Raw genomic sequence first — 18,163 nt, forward strand, 5'->3', positions numbered from 1 at the left:
TTATTACTCTCTGATAGAGCTTTTTGTAAATTCTCTTTCTGTAATTTACTTAAGTATCCTTTGGCTGGCATAGCAGTAAGTCCACGAGTTTATTTAATTTACATTTTATGCAAATTAGATGTGGAACAGCTTATTTGATTTTTGAAATTATCTATGTGGGCGGCGAGTAGGGAGTAGGGAATAAGGAATTAGGCTTTTTGAGCTGTACCGAGCTTTTTGAAAAATCAATTATTAGTCCTATATTTAGAGCCAAAAATACTTAAAGATGTATATTAAAGAAAATGCAAAACTTTTGTTTTGTATGTGGATGGTGCTTAAGTCAGAACCATCTAAATATTTTCTGCCGCCAATTCGGGAGGCGCTGACCCTCTAAAAAGGCATTCCCAGCCGGAGACTGGGAACGAGGCAAAGCCTAAAAATAATAAAAACTCACCTTGATTTACGATCGCACTTCAGCAACAGTAATGATTTTTTCATCACGGTTGAGTTGAATAATGCTTTCACCTTTCACATCTCTACCTAAGAGCGGCACTGTTTCCACTGGTATTCGGACTACCCGCTCTTTATTCGTCACTAAAGCCACTTCGCCAGATGCGTTGGCGTAGCCCGCCGTTCGCGTAGCGTCTCGTAGAGAAGGCATCGCCATTACCATACCAGCTAAGTTGTCAGTTTTGCTAGTAAATTTCAGTGCTTGCGTGCCTAAATCGCCGCGATTAGCTGCTCTTAACTGACTCGCAGCCATCCGCTTGGCATATCCTTCTTGAGTCACTAGCAGCAGTTGGTCATCTTTCCCGACAGTGACACAGCCAACCATTTGCTGATTTTTCAATAACCGAAATGCTTGTAAACCCATCGCTGTGCGACCCATAATCGGCAATTGTTCATCATTGACTGGAAAGCGCAACATTCGCCCACCAGAACTAGCTAAAATCAGATGCTCCCCTGGAGCGGTGAACTGGGTAAATGACAATTCATCATCGTCTTTCAGCTTCAAAATCGTGATTCCGCGCCGAGTCAGATTAGTAAATTCTTCCAGAGACAGCCGCTTAATTCTTCCTTGTTTTGTTAAGAGAATCATCTGCTTAGTTTCGAGATTTTCCGGCAGCAGAAAGCGGCTGACTACAGCTTCTTGAGCGCCTTGAGCAGTACTACTAAGCATCGTAATCAAAGGTTTTCCCCGTGGAGAACGTCCAGTGGTTGGGGGGATTTCTCCTACATTCACAGGATAGACTTTGCCGCCACCAGTTAGTATTAGTAAGTCTTTCCCTGTGTCGGTCAACACAGTTTGGATAATGAAGTCATTATCGTGTAGACCATTTTCACCTTTTGACTTTCTCCCAGATGGCTGGGTGCGGCGGACATAACCCCGTTGGGTAAATTCTAAAACCGCTTCCTCTGCCGGTTCAGAAGATTTAAATTCTTCCTCCTCTGCGCTTTTGCCCTTGTGCCCCTCTGCTCCTCTGCCCTTTTGCTCCTCTGCCCTAGACTTTTGCTCTTCTCCAATTTTTGTCCGCCGGGGATCGTTGTACTTGCGCTTGAGCGATCGCAAATCTTTTTTCAGCGCCTTCAATAATTCCCGGCGATCGTTGAGTAATTGCTCCAATAAGCTAATTTGTCCACTTATCTGCTCAAATTCCTGCTGCAAGTTTTGCTGTTCTAAACTAGTGAGACGGCGCAACGGCATAGCGAGAATTGCATCTCCTTGTAGCTCACTCAAATCCAGTTGGCTACAAAGATTAATTTTTGCCGTACTCCCATCTGGAGCTTGCCGCAAAATTGCAATTACCTCATCCAATTTAGACAGCGCTTTCAGCAAACCTTCTACCAAATGCACACGACTTTGGGCTTTACCCAACTCGTAATTGTAGCGACGGTTCAGCGTCTCTTCTCGGAAACTTAAAAACTCCTGCAACAGTTGACGCAAACTTAACTGGCGGGGTTGTCCATCCACTATTGCGAGAAGAATTGCCCCAAAAGTCATTTGTAAAGCAGTTTGATGATATAAATGCTGGAGAACTTCTTGGGGATTGGTATCGCGTTTGAGTTCAATTACCACCCGCATCCCTTCGCGATCGCTCTCATCCCGAAGATCGGAAATTCCTTGTAAACGACCTTGATTTACTAAGTCTGCTACCTTTTCAATCCAAGCAGCCTTATTCACTTGATAAGGCAATTCTGTAATGATAATTGCCGTCCGGCGCTTGCTTCCTCTACTGGCTGGAATTTCCTCCAGAGTTGCGACTCCGCGCAGCAGAATCCCACCTTTACCCGTGGTGTAAGCTTCCCGAATTCCCGTCTCACCTATCATTTCCCCACCAGTGGGAAAATCTGGCCCTGGAATTAACTCGAATAATTTTTCATCTGGCAAATCTGGGTTGTCGATTAAGGCAATTAACCCATCGACAACTTCCCCCAAGTTGTGGGGTGGAACATTCGTCGCCATTCCTACGGCGATACCAGAACAGCCATTGAGCAACAGAAACGGCAACTGAGCAGGTAATACCGTTGGTTCTTGCTGAGAATTATCGAAGTTCCCGACAAATTCCACAGTTTCTTCACCAATTTCTGTCAGCATTCCCTCATGGCTGATGGGTGCGAGGCGCGTTTCTGTGTAGCGCATTGCTGCTGGCGGGTCATTATCGACACTGCCAAAGTTACCGTGTCCTGCTAGTAAAGGATAACGGCTAGAAAAATCCTGCACCAGCCTAACTAAAGCATCGTAAACTGATTGGTCGCCGTGGGGATGGTATTTACCCAACACATCACCCACTACACGGGCACATTTTCGATAGGGTCTATCTGGTACTAAACCGAGTTCGTGCATTGCATATAGAATGCGGCGATGCACTGGTTTTAAGCCATCACGCACGTCTGGTAGCGCTCGCCCGACAATCACGCTCATGGCATATTCTAGATAAGACCGTTGCATCTCAGTGTGCAGGGCTGTTGGAATTACCTGTCCCGTTGAGAGAAGGTTTAACTGTTTTGCCATGAGTTTTTTCCCTGAAATTTAACTACATAAAAGCTGATGGAACTCAACACTGCGGCAACCACAGCATAACGGATTAAATAGGATTCATCACAAAATTTTGATAGTCACAGAAGAAAAAGCAGTAGTATCATCCTTGATGACGAGGATGTACATTGACTATTAAAAAGGATGCACACGAGTATAATCTACATAAACTTAGTAGCCATGATACTTACTTACCATGATTGCATTTCTTAATTTTGAATTTTGGAATTCTGGAATTTCCTCACCTCTATAACTAAAATTCTCATGAAAACTGTTTTAATTGTCGAAGACGATCTAATTAATGCTCGTGTTTTTTCCAAAATTTTGTCCAAGCGTGGCGGCTTGGGTGTAAAACACACTGAAAATGTCGAAGAAGTCATAAAAATTGCCCAAGCAGGAGAAGTCGACTTGATTTTGATGGATGTTTCTCTGTCTAGAAGTGTTTATCAAGGTAAGTCTGTTGATGGGATCAAGATTACACAAATGTTAAAATCTGATCCAAAAACAGCAAACTTACCTGTTATTTTAGTAACGGCGCATGCTATGGAAGGCGATCGCGAGAACTTTCTCAAGCAAAGCGGTGCTGATGGCTACATTTCTAAGCCAGTTGTTGACCATCAACAGTTTGTTGACCAAATCATCGCACTTCTACCCACAGACAGCGACTAAAAATTAACGACTTATTTGCGGAATATTCGCCCGCTAATGTTTTTGAGCGACTAGTTCCCGTGTTTTGATAGTATATATGTACTACGAAAAGGTACTGTTAGGCAAGTGGTGATAAGAGAGTTAGGAGTTACGAGTTGAAATATTTAACTCCCAATTCCTAACTCTTAACTTTTAACTCCTACCCCCTCACTCCTATTGAGTAGGTAGTTGTTCAGGGGCTGATGATGAGTTTTCTCGTTGCTGTAGGGCTGATTGAATACGAGGTAATTCTAGGAATTTTTTCGTATCAGATAGGAGGCGATCGCCCCAGAGATTTTCTTTGAGGAAATTCAAATTAGCATAGCGTGAATCGATACGGAGTGCAGCTTCTCCCAAAGTTAGTCCTTGTTGGCTATCGCCTTTAGTATACAGTGCCACTGCCAAGGCCAATAAAGGTTCTGCGGCTTTCTTATCAAGGGCTATAGCCGATTGCCATCGCTTAATCGCTTCGGGTATATTACCCTGTTCGTAGTTGATTAAGCCAATATTGTTAAGCGCCGGCCAGAATTTTTTATCTTGAGAGACTGCTTTATTGTACTGTGCGATCGCATCTGGCAATCTACCCAGCATAAAGTAAGCATTACCCAAATCGAATAACCCCTCTGGATCATTGGGTTTTAACTTCAAACCATCTTGATAATTGACAACAGCAGCCTGGTAATTTTTCTGCTGAAAATTAGCTGATCCTAAAGCAAACAAGATATCACCATTTTTGGGGTTGATAGATTGCGCTTTTTTCAAACTAGCGATCGCCCCGTCAAACTCTTTAGTTTGTATTTGCAATCCACCTAATAGCAACCACACTTTATCATTCCCAGGAGCCAATTGACTAGCCAGCCGCGCTCGTGGCAAAGCTAATTCAACCTGTTGGAACTGAGCTAGTTGAGCCGCCTCTTGTGCCAAGCTCAACCCCTGCTTCTCTAACTTTGTCGCATCTAGTTGCAGTGTATGGGGTATTAACGCCTGCGCGTTAGCGGCTTTTGGCATACTCCACAAACTACAGATCATTAGAAAAGAAATCAAACGAACATGTTTAGGCACACTACCGCCTTTAAGCCACTAATCAAAGAATCTTTCAGCTAGCTTAAACGATCTCTGCTGTTGACGGTAGCAAAATCTCGCCAATCTTGGGGAATGGGCCTTGAAAAACTGGTGACTTTGGTCATACATCAGTCTGGAATTACTAGTGACTTTGGTCATACATCGGTTTCAACTTTTTGATCAATAATTATTATGTATGAATTTATACGATAAGGTAAATATTGAACACTTTGATTGATGCCAAAACCAAAGCAACTGTCTAAGATTGCTGAATCCAAACCTCAGCAGGATAGAACTTTAATGTAAATAAGGCTATAGTTTTAGCCGTGAATAACCAGCTCGGTAGCTGTTCTTTTTAGAAAAAACGGATATGAAAATTGATACATCAAAAGCCGTAGATACACCAGTTATAGTTCCAGAGGTAAAGAAAAAAAAGGGCAAACGTAATTGGCTCTCTTGGCTAATTGCTCTTTGCCTTTTGGGTGGAATTGGCTATGCAGTTTATAACCAAGTAACGGTTATTTCCCGTCAAGAAGCTAGACGCAAGGTGCTGACAAAGCCTGTAGAAAGGCAGAGTTTAACAATGACAGTTTCAGCAAACGGAACGGTGAAGCCTGAGCGGTCAATCAACCTCAGCCCGAAAAATTCCGGCATCTTGAAAACACTGCTGGTAAAGGAAGGAGATATTGTTAAACAAGGACAGATTGTCGCTTATATGGATGATTCCAATCTGCGGGGACAACTTACCTCTGCTCAAGGACAATTGGCACAAGCCGAGGCGAATTTGCAAAAAGCGATCGCAGGCAATCGTCCTCAAGATATTGCTCAAGCACAAGGAGTATTAGACGAAGCCCAGGCGAATTTACAAAAGGTACAAGCAGGTAATCGCTCTCAAGATATTGCCCAAGCACAGGCACGTTTGCAAAGCACTCAAGCCGCCCTTCGCCAAGCAGAAGATGATTTTGTTCGTAATCAACAACTTTACAATGCAGGCGGTATTTCCCTTCAGACTCTTAACCAAAGCCGTTCCAATCGTGACAGCGCCCAAGCTAACGTAAATGAAGCACAGCAAGCACTGGCATTGCAAAAAGCCGGGTCACGTCCAGAAGACATCGAGCAAGCACAAGCTGTAGTGAAGCAGAGACAGCAAGCTTTGGCACTTCTAAAAGCCGGAACGCGCCAAGAAGATATTGACGCAGCCCGCGCCCAGGTAACATCTGCTCGTGGTTCGCTGCAAAATATCCAAGCCGAAATCAATGACACGATTATTCGCGCACCTTTTGATGGTGTGGTGACAAAGAAGTTTGCTGATCCCGGTGCTTTCGTGACACCCACAACCGCTAGTAGTGAAGTAGCTTCTTCTTCTTCCTCTTCAATCTTGTCTCTAGCTTCAACAAATGAAGTTGTCGCAAATTTAGCGGAAACAAATATTTCCAAAATTCGCCTTGGTCAAAAAGTTTCGATTAAAGCAGATGCTTACCCAGGAAAAACCTTTGAAGGTAAAGTCAGCCAAATCGCTGCCCAAGCAATAGTAGAGCAAAACGTCACCAGTTTTGAAGTGAGGGTATCACTTTCAGACCCTCAAAGGTTACTGCGGTCTGGGATGAATGCAGAAGTAGATTTTCAAGTCGGTCAAGTTGAAAATGTTCTAGTAGTGCCAACTGCCTCGGTGGTGCGGCAAGAAAATGCCACAGGTGTGTTTGTGGCAGGAAATAATAACAGACCTGTGTTTACTCCTATTGAGACTGGTGTCACCGCGAATAACTTTACCGAAGTTAAGTCTGGATTGACAGGAAACGAAAGGGTATTGCTCAGTTTCCCACCAGGATCGCGTCCGCAATCAACACCACGAGGAGGAGTTTTTCCTGGTCTAGGTGGTGGTGGTGGTCGTTCTGGTGGTGGTCGTCAAGGCGCTGGTTCGCCTTAAAGTTAGTTTTAAATTAATACGGTTTAGTTAAAAAGAGACAAGGGAGCAGGGGGTATGGAACAGAAAGGGGAGTAAAAAGGTTCATCTGCCGAGTAAAAAGGTTCAATTGCCGAGTAAAAAGGCTCAACTGGCGAGTAAAAAGGTTCAATTGCCGAGTAGAAAGGTTCAACTGCCGAGTAAAAAGGTTCAACTGCCGAGTAGAAAGGTTCAACTGCCGAGTAAAAAGGTTCAACTGGCGAGTAAAAAGGTTCAACTGCCGAGTAAAAAGGCTCAACTCCCGAGTAAAAAGGCTCAACTCCCGAGTAAAAAGGCTTAACTCCCGAGTAAAAAGGCTCAACTCCCGAGTAAAAAGGCTCAACTTTTTTTTAACGAACCGCCAAGGATGCCAAGGACGCAAAGGAAGAGAAGAAACAAATGCTTAACTGAATTGTATTGAGTTTCAAATAAAACTTTATGTTTAAGATATTTAAGGGCTTTTACAAAACTAAGAATACTCGCACAGTACCGTTGCTGGAAATCTTGACAATGGCGGCAGAGACTCTGTGGAGTAACAAATTACGCACAGGTCTAACTATGTTAGGTGTAATTATTGGGATTTCTTCAGTCATTGCCATTACTTCTGTTGGTCAGGGAGTCCAAAAGGGGGTTGAGCAACAGATACAAGCATTGGGTACAGATGTGATCCAAATTTTGGCGGGTGCGGCAAGAAGCGGAAATGTCCGTCAAGGAGTAGGTTCTAGCAGCACCTTGACTTGGGAAGATGCAAAGGCGATCGCTACACAAGCGCCATCAGCACAGACGGTTTCTGCTTATCTCCAACGCAGCGCCCAAGTTGTATATACAGGACAGAACACTTCAACAACAATTTATGGCACAGATTTGAACTATCCAGAAGTTAGAAATACCCATCCCCAACAGGGGAGATACTTTACTCAAGAAGAACTAGATATTGCAGCACAGGTTGCCATTCTTGGCCCTACAGTTCAAAGAACACTCTTTGGACAGGGTGTAAATCCGCTCGGCGAGAGAATTCGGATTCAGGGAGAGGCTTATGAAGTTATTGGGGTGATGGAACCTAAAGGTTCTCAGGGGCCGATGGATCGAGATGACCAGGTTTTTATTCCTCTAACTACTATGTCGAAAAGACTGGTTGGAAACAATGCCCTGGTAGGCGTTTCTGTAAATGGAATTTTAGTTAAAGGCGCTAATCAGGAGCAACTAGAAGCTGCTCAGTTTCAAGTCACCAATCTCTTACGCCTACGTCATAACATTTATCCGCCGCAAGCTGATGATTTTCGACTGACCAATCAAGCTGATATCGTTAGTACTTTTACTAGTATTGTGGGTTTATTTACAGTAATGGTAGTAGCGATCGCGGGAATTTCCCTAGTGGTTGGCGGCATTGGTATTGCCAACATTATGCTGGTTTCCGTGGTTGAGCGGACGCGAGAAATCGGGATTCGCAAAGCCGTAGGAGCCACCAATTCTGCAATACTTAATCAATTTTTAGCTGAAGCGATCGTTATTTCCATTGTCGGCGGACTTATTGGCATGACAACAGGCGTTTTATTAGCTTTTATAGCTGCAAGCGTTTTCAAATTTCCCTTTGTAATTTCTTTATTGTCGATCATTGCTGGTTTTGTACTCTCATTAAGCGTTGGCTTAGTCGCGGGGGTAGTTCCAGCACGGAACGCATCTAAATTAGATCCGATAACTGCTTTAAGAAGTGACTAAATAATTTGTAATTTATATGCCAACAATGATTTGGATGGAATCTATTACCAAAACCTACCACTTGGGAGAAGTTAGTGTTCCCATACTTAAGGGAATTGAACTCTCCATTGAGGAAGGGGAATACGTCTCGATTATGGGTGCGTCAGGTTCGGGTAAATCCACGCTCATGAATATTTTGGGATGTCTGGATCGTCCGACGACTGGAGACTATATTTTTGAAGGCAGAAACCTGACGACTTTTGATGATGATGAATTAGCCTATATCCGTAACCAAAGAATAGGTTTTGTTTTCCAACAATTTAACCTATTGGCGCGGGCGACAGCGCTGGAAAACGTAATGCTACCAATGGTTTACGCTAACTTGCCTAAGCCAAAACGTCGGGAAAGGGCATTAGAAGCCCTAGACAAGGTAGGATTAGGGGGACGCATCGCTAACCGTCCTAGTCAACTATCTGGGGGACAACAACAACGGGTGGCGATCGCTCGCGCTTTGGTCAACCGACCTGCATTAGTTTTGGCAGATGAGCCAACAGGAGCTTTAGATACTGAAACTTCTCATGAGGTGATGAGTTTGCTGACTGAACTTAATGACCAAGGAATCACAATTGTGATTGTCACCCATGAGCCAGATATCGCTGCTCAAACCAGAAGGATTATTCGAGTTCAGGATGGTTTGATTGTCGGCTAATTTGTTAATATCAACCCTATAACGGAGAATTTAAAATTTAGACGTAGAGCCATTAGGATGAAAACTTTTGATTTTATCCTTAAATAAATCCAATTAATGACTAGATTATGAATTTCAGCTTATTCTTCGTGCGTTCTACCTGGGTTAGCCTAGCCTTGACGATAGCCTTGCCTTCAGGGATCGCTATTCTTTTTCCAACTTTAGCAAGTGCAGCAACTCCCCCAAAACCGCCAAATCCTTCAAGTCCTGTACAGGTTCCTGATTACCTCAACCCCAATCCCAATCCTCTCCAATTTCCTACCAAACCGGAGGAAGTAAAGATTCAGGGAACTGTGCCAATCAGTTTGGCACAAGCTTTAGAACTAGCAAAACGCAACAATCAAGATTTACAGATAGCCATATTACAGGTAGAACGCAGTCGCTCGGCGCTACGCGAGTCGCAAGCTGCCTTGTTTCCTACTCTGGGAATCGACAGTAGTCTAACTAATAATGGAAATGCTTTTACTAGCAACTCATCTCAATCCAGCACCTCTTTCAATGGTTCAGCACAACTGAATTATGACCTTTATACTTCTGGGAACCGACAAGCTACTATCCAGGCAGCCGAGGAACAGCTAAGGGTAGATGAATTAAATGTTGAAAGTCAGTCTTTGACAATTAGCTTGAATGTCACCACCCAATACTACAATTTGCAACAAGCCGATGAAGAAGTAAGAATTAATCGGTCTGCTGTGGAGAATGCCCAGGCTAGTTTGCGGGATACTCAAGCCAGAGAACAGGCTGGAGTAGGTACGCGGTTTGATGTGCTGCAAGCTCAGGTGAATTTAGCAAATGCCCAACAACTACTGATTAATGCTATTTCACGGCAGCAAATTACCCGTCGTCAGCTTGCAACTCTGTTAAGTTTGTCACAATCAGTTGATATCAGCGCAGCAGATCCTGTGCAATTGGTGGGACTTTGGCAGCCAACACTGGAAGAAACTATTGTCAGAGCTTTTCAAAATCGTCCAGAACTGCAACAGCAATTAGCACAACGTAACATTAACGAGCAAGAGCGACGACAGGCGCTTTCACAGCTAGGGCCGCAAATTAGTTTGGCAGGCAATTACAACCTGCTAGATCGGTTTGATGATGGTGTTGGCATTAATGATAGCTATTCAGTAGGAATTGCAGGAAATCTAAATTTGTTTGATGGCGGAGCCGCAAGAGCAAGAGCGGATCAGTCAAGAGCTAATATTGCGATCGCAGAGACTCAATTTGCTAGCCAGCGCGACCTAATTCGCTTTGATGTAGAACAGTACTACTCTCAATTGCAATCTAATTTAGATAATGTGCAGACTTCTAGTGTGGCTTTAAATCAAGCCAAAGAAGCTCTGAATTTAGCAAGGCTGAGGTTCCAAGCTGGTGTGGGTACTCAAACAGAGGTGATCGCTGCTGAAAATGACCTGACAACAGCAGAAGGTAATCGAGTCACAGCTATTTTGGATTACAATCGCGCTCTAGCTAATTTGCAAAGATCGGTCACTTTCAGGGGTTCGCGCTAAGGTAAAACTTATTTTTGAGCGCGAACAAATAACTTTGTCGTGTCTTCCCAAATACCTCGATCAGTTGTTAGTTTCTCAATTTCTGCTTTGTACTCAACTTGCAACTGATTTAATTGTTCTTGTGATAATTTTGATAACAAAGGATTACCTTTAAAATTTATATTCATTGCTATCTCAGATAATTCGTTATCCCTTAGAGGGCGATAACGTCCTGATGGCTCAATCTTAATTTCGATATCTCTAAAACCTGCTTGATTGAGCAAATTACGACATTTTTCTGGAGTCCCAAGTGGTTCAAGGATATGTGGTAGTGATACACCCAAAACTCTAGCGCAGACACTCCGCTGAAGAGATGCCATATAAGCAGTTTCGGGAGGACAGGTAAATGCCACAAACCCCCCTGTTTTCAAGAAGCGATGCCACTTTTGTAAGATAGCGAGGATATCAGGAAAAAGTACAATTGCCTCACAGCAAAAGACAACATCAAAACTACTATCACTAAAGTGATAATATTCTGCATCTGCCTCAATCAACTCGATATTTTCTAACTTGGCTGCGGCAATCTTTAGTCTTGCTTGATGCAACATTCCAGGGGTCATGTCAATCCCAATTACATAACCCTCGGAACCAACTTTTTCAGCTGCGGGTATCGCCAGTAAACCTGTTCCAGTCGCTACATCAAGGATTTTCTGCCCCAGTCCTAGCGGTACAAATTCAAGTAAAATCCTAGCTTCTAGAGGATGGCGAGTACCTTTCTCATGGTCATAAGTCGTTCTACTACCATAAAATTCTCTTAGTTGCTGCTTATAATTATCCAGATCAGTCATAACCAAATGTCAAAATTTCTCCATTTTATAGTAACTTTTGTTGTGATATTGAGTTGCTCACTGCTGAATCCAAGCTTGACAGCACAAGCCGCGACTGGTGCGATTGCAGTTTACGAACAACGCATAATCCACAGTCCAGATGGTATCGGCAAATATTACATGGGGCGCGAAATCGCCAAAGTTATGGGATACACTGGCGCTGGCTGGCTAGAACGTCCCAGCCGAGAGGGAGAGGAACAGCCAACTAAAATAGTTAACGTCCTCAACCTGAAACCTAATGATGTAGTGGCGGATATTGGCGCTGGTACAGGTTACTTAAGCTTTCGCATCGCACCGTTATTAACAGCAGGGAAAGTGTTGGCTGTAGATGTTCAGCCTGAAATGTTGGAAATCATTGAGTTGTTCAAAAAAGAGAAAAATATTACCAATGTTGAGCCTGTTTTAGCAACCCTTAGCGACCCCAACTTACCATCTGAAAGTATCGATTTGGCGTTGATGGTAGATGCTTATCATGAACTTGAGTATCCCCAAGAAGTGATGCAAGGAATTGTCAAAGCACTTAAACCAGGTGGCCGGGTGGTGCTGGTTGAGTACCGGGGTGAAAATCCCTTTATTATGATTAAAGGTCTGCACAAGATGACTCAAAAGCAAGTCCGTAAAGAAATGCAAGCTGTTGGTTTGGTTTGGCGGGAAACTAAAAACCTGTTACCTCAACAGCATTTAATGGTATTTGAAAAACCCAACACTAATTCGTAATACTCGCCAAAGGCGAGAAGCAAGCTACGTAATTCGTAATTAAGGTGTCAAGCCATAATTAAAGTAAAACTCCTTGCTAGAGCAGAAAATCATGGTTAACCTATCACTCAAGCAGCGAATTCCTCATTTAGAAAATGGCGATCGCCTCACTCGCTACGAATTTGAACGACGCTATCAAGCAATGCCCCGTCATCAAAAGGCAGAATTAATTGAAGGAGTTGTATACTTGGCATCCCCATTACGCTTTGAAAGTCATGCTGAACCACATGGTCATCTAATAGGTTGGTTGTGGACTTACCAAATTGCCACTTCTGGTGTGAGATTGGGAATTGAACCAACAGTCCGATTAGATCGAGATAATGAACCGCAACCAGATGGAGTGCTATTAATCACACCAACATCTCAAGGACAATCTCGTTTGAGTGATGATGATTACATTGAAGGTGCGCCAGAACTCGTAATAGAGATAGCAGCTAGCAGTGTTGCTATTGATTTACATGACAAGAAAAAAGTTTATGGTCGGAATGGGGTAAAAGAATATATTGTTTGGCAAATATTTGAAAACAAATTAGATTGGTTTAGCCTACAACAAGGAGAATATGTCTCTTTAGAACTAGACGCAGATGGAATTATCAAAAGTCAAGTATTCCCTGGTTTTTGGTTATCAATGTCCGGCTTACTTGCTGGCAATATGCAGCAAGTATTCTCTGTATTGCAGTTGGGATTAAATTCACCAGAACATCAAATATTTGTGCAGCAGTTGTCTAATTAGAATTCAAAAGTCAGAATGGGCTATGCCTCGCTGCGCTCAGGAGTCAGAATAGTTAAAGAATCAAAAAAAGATTTAAGAACTATTTTGGCATCAGTCTATTTTTTGAGGAATGAGACTGGCGCTTTTGGTTACACTATCCCAAACAATCCAGTTGAAAGAATTATCTAAATCATCGGGGCTGTTTGAAACTTTAAAATATAGCTTTTCTTCACGTTTTCTTTCAATAGCAAAGTCGGCATTTTGAGCATAAGCGACTATAAAACCTTTGTCTCGCAAACAATACATTGCCCAGGCTTTCAATGATTGCTTGTATGGTTCGTGTGGAATTGGCGGTTTTGTGATTGTGTCTTCAATTACTTTAAAGATTTGCGTGAGGTTTGCAGCCATAGTAGATACTTTTGTTATTACCCCTAAGTTAACTAGCTTCTGGATCGCAACGAATTTCAATCATAAAGCCATCTGGATCGTAAAAATACACTCCTCTACCAGTAGGACGAGTGACTGGGCCATGTGCGATCGCTATTTTATTTTCTCTGATTACTGTCACCGCGCGATCAAATAACTGCGGATCGATGTCAAAGGCGAGATGGTAGGCTCTGGTGAAGGTTTTTTCTGGGTCTGGATTTGGTGGTGATAATTCTGGTTCCCCAAATAAATCTAGAATCGTCCCATCTGGGGTGATGAAGTTGGCTACTTTCCCAGAGGCGACAAGTTCCACCAGGGTTGCGGGTACTTCTTCGCCTGTGAGTTCATGCAAACCCAGGATTGTGCCATAAAAGTAGCGGGAAGCTTGCATATCCTGGACGTTGAGGGCAATGTGATGCACTTTACGCAGATTTCCTGGCGCAAGGACACTGTTCACGGATTGGGTGCTAGATAGCATAATCAAATAAATCTCAATACTTAGATAGAAGTTGAACTTTTTTTTAAAGTTTACTATTCCTAATAAAAATCTATCATGGCTTTTGATTATTCTTTAGACTTTAAAATTATTGATTTCCGCCAACATCCTGAACTCTATCGCGTTGGGAAGGGTGAGCAGGGTGTACTTTTGGTAGAACCATACAAATCAGAAATCCTTCCTTACTGGCGGTTCAAAACTCCTGAGATTGCTAGAGAGTCGAGTGAAAAAATCTATGAGATGTTTCTTGATTATTTAGATAAGGATGATTTTGTCGGCGCAGATATGGCACGAAAGTTTATCCAAATGGGTTATACTCGCTCTCGCCGTTATGCTAATCATAAAAGCGGCAGGAAGTATAAACAAAATTCCGAAGATCCAGGTTCCAAAAAAGAGATTCTTCCTTATGAAGTAGATCCCGTTAAAGCGGAATCAGCAGCAATATTTAAAGCCAAGTGGGTAGAAGCAAAGACAAATGAGAAATATCAAGAGCTTTTAGCCAAGCATAAGCAGATGTATGAGCTAGAGTAAAACACTATTAACTTTCAATTGAGCAGGTTTCGGAGAGTGTGTTACGTGAATGAACCTCTGAGCTTCGTCGATGAACCTTTTAGCTTCGTTGATGAACCTCTGAGCTTCGTCGATGAACTTCTGAGCTTCGTGAATGAACCTCTGAGCTTCGTGAATGAACCTCTGAGCTTCGTGAATGAACCTTTGAGCTTCGTTGATGAACCTCTGAGCTTCGTTGATGAACCTTTTAGCTTCGTTGATGAACCTTTGAGCTTCGTCGATGAACTTCTGAGCTTCGTGAATGAGTCTAGAGGATTGATTGCAGAAACTTTTTACATTGTCGTCAATTAATTTAAGAGTAACGCGATCGCATTTCCCCACTCAGCAATCCAACAATAATCATAGTTGCTTAAGCGATCGCATCTGGTAGTGTGATATTTAGGGATTGCATAAGCTGGTTATATTAGCGTCAATTAATTTAAGAGTAACGCGATCGCATTTTCCCTCACCAACCCAACAAAAATCATACTGTGCAACAATAGCTGTAGTTTAGTCGGAGTACAAATTATGGACTGGCAACAGTACATTCATTCAGATCCCAAAATTCTGCTGGGTAAGCCGACTGTGAAAGGAACTCGTTTATCTGTAGAGTTCTTATTAGGTTTGTTTGCTGCGGGATGGACAGAACAACAAGTGATGATCTCTTTGTTGAGCATAATAATTTTGCTCACACAAATCAATCAGCGCTGCCAACTCTGCTTTATCTAGGCGACGTGAGCCATAATCACAGCGCAGTTCAAAAGTTTGCTGTTGGCTAAGGGCGAAGGTGAAGTTTAGGGGCATGGCTGACAGCAGGAGTTTCCAGAGTAACCTTCACCGTATTATCACCTTTTTCCCGAAATTATCGCCGATATTCGTCGCCGCAATCGCCGATAAGCTGGTATAAATCGCGTGATTGGCGAGATACTGCATTGATGCGATCGCGATCGTCTTCATCTAAATTAAAACTAAATACTTTGGCGTTATCTTCTATATGTTCAGATACACCAAGTCTGGCACCAACTATCACACCGCCCACAGTTGGCTGATCTAAAATGTAACGCACTGCCACGTTAGAAATGCTTACACTATGCTTATTAGCAATTTCCTTCAAGATAGCCAGCAACTCTTGAAATAATTGCCAACCACCCCAAGCATCGATCATATTTTTATATTTTTTCAAACTAGCAGTGGAGAGATCAAATCCTTTTGGTTCCGGTTTACCCACATAGTTTTCTGATAACAAACCGCCGCACAGTGTACCGTAAGTAAAAAGCTTTATGTCATGCTGCTGACAAAACTCCACCATACTAACTTCAGGGCGGCGGTCAATAAGCGAAAATTGTACTTGATTAGAAACGATTTTGATACCTGCTTCAATAATAAGCTTCAAGTTTTCCGTGTCAAAATTAGTTAAACCTAGATGCTTAATTTTACCCTCAGTTTGAAGTTCTGCCATATATTTGAGGGCATCCAGGTAATTTTTATCCTGATATTCCCACCAGTGGAATTGCATCAAATCTAACGATTGCACATTCATCCTTCTCAGGGAAATATCAATATTTTCCTCGACGAGTTTTTTCGTCATTTTGCCCGGACGAGGAACCCATTTTGTAAAGGCTTGCACTTGAGATAAAGCATCTTTCCCACGAGTATCAATTAGTTGACAGCGAAACTCACCAATGAAGTCTTCTGCAGGGCCATAATGGTCTGCTAAATCCCAAGTGGTAAAGCCTGCATCTACATATTTGAACATAGTCTCAATGACCGTTTGGGGATTGATCTGTCCGTGTGCGCCGGAGACTTGCCACATTCCATTTAAGATGCGGCAGATGTTTAAATCAGGAGTGAATTGGAGACGGCTAGCTGTGGGTAAGTTCATTTTCAAGTTTAGTAGTGAGCAAAGATGCGATTAATCGCGTCTGTACAGGAGTTAGGTGTGAGAAGAATGAAGAATTACTGAGTTTGCAAGCATCTTATTACAACATTCCTTTAGACCTTCTTAAGAATCATTTATAAGAGCGATAATCAATAACTCTTAAATCTTAGCTCTTAACTCCTAACTTTGAACTCCTAACTCCTAACTTTCTAACGCCAGCCTTTTTCAGCTTGTTCAAGAACGTAAGCAGAAACTTCTTCAATTTGCTGTTCACTGAGGCGATCTTTGTAGGCTGACATATTATTTTTACCATTGGTAACTATAGATGTAACTGCCTCTATTGAATCCATCCCATACTTTTTCAGGGCTTGTTTTTTGAGATTTTTGCCTCGCCTGATTATGTTGCTGCCGTTGATATGACAACCAGCACAATGAACACTAAAGATTTGTTCGCCGTTAACTATATCTGCTGCACTAGCGGACGAGTTAAAAGTACTTGTTAATAACAAAAATGTTACTAATACTAATGTGAATAGTTTTTTCAATTAACTTCTCCCAATTTGGACATAATGGTTGCGAGCATAAGTATCATAAGCAATATTACAGAGATTCAAAGTCAGTTGTAAATCCGGCAAAATTTGCACAATCTTCTTGAAATGCTTCTGCATCACTAACATCCTCAATTTTATAAGACATAATGCGCGTACCATCTGGCATCTTTTTAGAACCAATTAATTCACCTTGATATTTTGCTGCGATCGCTTTAAAATCAACACCATAAACTTTCCAAGCATCACCCGAACAAGTAATATTTACTCGCCACATATTTTACTCTCAATTACTATCACTAAACATTTATCATCTCACAAATAGGCAACATCTTACACATCACCTCTTTGGGAATGTAATTTTCTATCTAAAGGAAGTGACAAGCTCGATTGGGCTACGCCATAATGTGGATGTAGGAACATTTCTAGAAACTTTTATCCCAATTAGTTAAATTTTACGAGTTGAAAATGCCTAACAATATCAAACAACAAATTCAAGCAGACTTACAACAAGCGAAAGAAACTGGACAATTAAGAACTGAGCGAATTCGAGAAATTGTGAAATCCGCAGTTTCTCAAGTAGCTTCTGAGTTTAAACAAGGTTCTAGTGAAGTTCGTAGCATTGTCAAAGATGCCGTTTCTGCTGTAATTGATAACTTCCAAGAAAAAGGTAGTGAACTCAAGGATGAAGTAACAGCTTCCATTGAAGGAGCGTTAGAAGGAATTAATAGCCAAAGACACCAAAACATTGCTAGAACTCAGACAGATATCAAGCGCCTACAGGCTCAACTGGATGGTGAAGAAGAAGAACTCCAGCAAGAAGTTGATGTAATTTTGGCAGAGATTGAAGAGACGGGTAAGGAAAAACCTGCTAGTACCAAAACTGCCATTGATTCTGCTGTCAATGCTATTAAAGATAGTGATGAAGTCGGACTGTTAAAGAAACGTTACGCGCAACTGCAAGCGCAGCTAGCCATTGTCCGAGCGAATATGGCTGCACGCTATGGCGGACGTAATATGGAGGTTCAAGATTATCTAGACGAGGCTAAACACTGGTACGATAAGGCTCGTCCTCAAGCAGAATCTATGGTTGTACAGGTAGGAGAGAAGCGATCGCAGCTAGAAGATAAACTGGGTGAAGCTGGTACATCTTTAGCTAGAAAAGAGCGCCAAATCAAACAAACATTGAGAGAGTTACTCTTAACGGCGGCTGATTTATTCAAAGATAAGGAACCCGCTAATAAAGAGCGGGAGACTATTCATAAATAGGCTA

The 18,163-nt window shown here is 42.3% G+C and carries 19 protein-coding genes and 1 pseudogene; 11 read left to right on the top strand and 9 right to left on the bottom strand.

The annotated features are described in order from the left end of the window. Nucleotides 1–439 precede the first annotated feature (439 nt). Entirely contained in the window at nucleotides 440–2,992 is a 2,553-nt protein-coding gene (gene gyrA / locus H6G97_RS10345; protein ID WP_190940532.1) for a DNA gyrase subunit A, read from the bottom strand. A 288-nt stretch (nucleotides 2,993–3,280) separates the two neighbouring features. Between gyrA and H6G97_RS10350 the strand changes: the two genes are divergently transcribed. Continuing rightward, nucleotides 3,281–3,685, top strand: a complete 405-nt coding sequence (locus H6G97_RS10350; protein WP_190940533.1) for a response regulator — start codon at nucleotides 3,281–3,283, stop codon at nucleotides 3,683–3,685. A 192-nt stretch (nucleotides 3,686–3,877) separates the two neighbouring features. Here H6G97_RS10350 and H6G97_RS10355 read toward each other — a convergent pair whose 3' ends face one another. Then, nucleotides 3,878–4,765 carry a tetratricopeptide repeat protein gene (locus tag H6G97_RS10355; RefSeq protein WP_190940534.1) on the bottom strand — a complete coding sequence of 296 codons (888 nt, stop codon included), beginning with the start codon at nucleotides 4,763–4,765 and terminating at the stop codon, nucleotides 3,878–3,880. A gap of 370 nt (nucleotides 4,766–5,135) precedes the next feature. On the opposite strand from H6G97_RS10355, the gene H6G97_RS10360 reads away from it, so the two are divergent. The 4 genes from H6G97_RS10360 to H6G97_RS10375 all read left to right on the top strand — a co-directional run bounded on the left by H6G97_RS10360 (nucleotide 5,136) and on the right by H6G97_RS10375 (nucleotide 10,658). Next, a complete protein-coding gene (locus H6G97_RS10360) occupies nucleotides 5,136–6,692 on the top strand; it encodes an efflux RND transporter periplasmic adaptor subunit (protein ID WP_190940535.1) in 1,557 nt (518 codons plus the stop codon). Nucleotides 6,693–7,145: 453 nt separating this feature from the next. Next, nucleotides 7,146–8,426, top strand: a complete 1,281-nt coding sequence (locus tag H6G97_RS10365; protein ID WP_199349336.1) for an ABC transporter permease — start codon at nucleotides 7,146–7,148, stop codon at nucleotides 8,424–8,426. A 16-nt stretch (nucleotides 8,427–8,442) separates the two neighbouring features. Next, complete coding sequence (locus H6G97_RS10370; RefSeq protein ID WP_277883280.1) at nucleotides 8,443–9,114, top strand: ABC transporter ATP-binding protein; 672 nt, start codon at nucleotides 8,443–8,445, stop codon at nucleotides 9,112–9,114. Between the two features lie 107 nt (nucleotides 9,115–9,221). Further along, nucleotides 9,222–10,658, top strand: coding sequence for a TolC family protein (locus H6G97_RS10375; RefSeq protein WP_190940536.1), 1,437 nt, complete (start codon nucleotides 9,222–9,224; stop codon nucleotides 10,656–10,658). Between the two features lie 8 nt (nucleotides 10,659–10,666). Here H6G97_RS10375 and H6G97_RS10380 read toward each other — a convergent pair whose 3' ends face one another. After that, entirely contained in the window at nucleotides 10,667–11,485 is an 819-nt protein-coding gene (locus H6G97_RS10380; RefSeq protein ID WP_242054885.1) for a class I SAM-dependent methyltransferase, read from the bottom strand. 6 nt (nucleotides 11,486–11,491) lie between these two features. Between H6G97_RS10380 and H6G97_RS10385 the strand changes: the two genes are divergently transcribed. Together H6G97_RS10385 and H6G97_RS10390 are read left to right on the top strand one after the other, a co-directional pair. Further along, nucleotides 11,492–12,241 carry a class I SAM-dependent methyltransferase gene (locus H6G97_RS10385; protein WP_190940537.1) on the top strand — a complete coding sequence of 250 codons (750 nt, stop codon included), beginning with the start codon at nucleotides 11,492–11,494 and terminating at the stop codon, nucleotides 12,239–12,241. A 91-nt stretch (nucleotides 12,242–12,332) separates the two neighbouring features. Continuing rightward, a complete protein-coding gene (locus H6G97_RS10390) occupies nucleotides 12,333–13,013 on the top strand; it encodes a Uma2 family endonuclease (protein ID WP_190940538.1) in 681 nt (226 codons plus the stop codon). A 90-nt stretch (nucleotides 13,014–13,103) separates the two neighbouring features. On the opposite strand, the gene H6G97_RS10395 is transcribed toward H6G97_RS10390, so the two are convergent. Then, nucleotides 13,104–13,400, bottom strand: coding sequence for a hypothetical protein (locus H6G97_RS10395; protein WP_185585967.1), 297 nt, complete (start codon nucleotides 13,398–13,400; stop codon nucleotides 13,104–13,106). 28 nt (nucleotides 13,401–13,428) lie between these two features. Next, complete coding sequence (locus tag H6G97_RS10400) at nucleotides 13,429–13,896, bottom strand: VOC family protein (RefSeq protein ID WP_190940539.1); 468 nt, start codon at nucleotides 13,894–13,896, stop codon at nucleotides 13,429–13,431. A gap of 75 nt (nucleotides 13,897–13,971) precedes the next feature. Here H6G97_RS10400 and H6G97_RS10405 point away from each other — a divergent pair, with 75 nt between their 5' ends. The 3 genes and pseudogenes from H6G97_RS10405 to H6G97_RS52355 all read left to right on the top strand — a co-directional run. Further along, complete coding sequence (locus H6G97_RS10405) at nucleotides 13,972–14,445, top strand: DUF4385 domain-containing protein (RefSeq protein WP_190940540.1); 474 nt, start codon at nucleotides 13,972–13,974, stop codon at nucleotides 14,443–14,445. A gap of 45 nt (nucleotides 14,446–14,490) precedes the next feature. Next, nucleotides 14,491–14,775 (top strand): hypothetical protein, encoded by a 285-nt coding sequence (locus H6G97_RS10410; protein WP_338421658.1) that lies wholly within the window; start codon nucleotides 14,491–14,493, stop codon nucleotides 14,773–14,775. Nucleotides 14,776–14,991: 216 nt separating this feature from the next. Then, nucleotides 14,992–15,069: pseudogene (locus H6G97_RS52355) on the top strand (DUF433 domain-containing protein); the annotation flags it as partial. Between the two features lie 12 nt (nucleotides 15,070–15,081). Here the strand turns inward: H6G97_RS52355 and H6G97_RS10420 are convergent. From H6G97_RS10420 to H6G97_RS10435, 4 genes are all read right to left on the bottom strand, one after another. Continuing rightward, on the bottom strand, nucleotides 15,082–15,267 hold the full coding sequence (locus H6G97_RS10420; protein WP_190940620.1) for a hypothetical protein: 186 nt from the start codon (nucleotides 15,265–15,267) through the stop codon (nucleotides 15,082–15,084). A gap of 58 nt (nucleotides 15,268–15,325) precedes the next feature. Continuing rightward, nucleotides 15,326–16,345: an aldo/keto reductase gene (locus H6G97_RS10425; protein WP_190940542.1), complete on the bottom strand. Its 1,020-nt coding sequence runs from the start codon at nucleotides 16,343–16,345 to the stop codon at nucleotides 15,326–15,328. A 206-nt stretch (nucleotides 16,346–16,551) separates the two neighbouring features. Then, entirely contained in the window at nucleotides 16,552–16,887 is a 336-nt protein-coding gene (gene petJ / locus H6G97_RS10430) for a cytochrome c6 PetJ (RefSeq protein WP_190940543.1), read from the bottom strand. A gap of 55 nt (nucleotides 16,888–16,942) precedes the next feature. Beyond that, nucleotides 16,943–17,167 carry a hypothetical protein gene (locus H6G97_RS10435; protein ID WP_190940544.1) on the bottom strand — a complete coding sequence of 75 codons (225 nt, stop codon included), beginning with the start codon at nucleotides 17,165–17,167 and terminating at the stop codon, nucleotides 16,943–16,945. 191 nt (nucleotides 17,168–17,358) lie between these two features. Between H6G97_RS10435 and H6G97_RS10440 the strand changes: the two genes are divergently transcribed. Then, nucleotides 17,359–18,159 (top strand): histidine kinase, encoded by an 801-nt coding sequence (locus H6G97_RS10440; RefSeq protein WP_190940545.1) that lies wholly within the window; start codon nucleotides 17,359–17,361, stop codon nucleotides 18,157–18,159. Nucleotides 18,160–18,163 lie beyond the last annotated feature (4 nt).

This window comes from Nostoc flagelliforme FACHB-838 (assembly GCF_014698065.1).
GTDB classification, from domain to species: Bacteria; Cyanobacteriota; Cyanobacteriia; order Cyanobacteriales; family Nostocaceae; genus Nostoc; species Nostoc flagelliforme_B.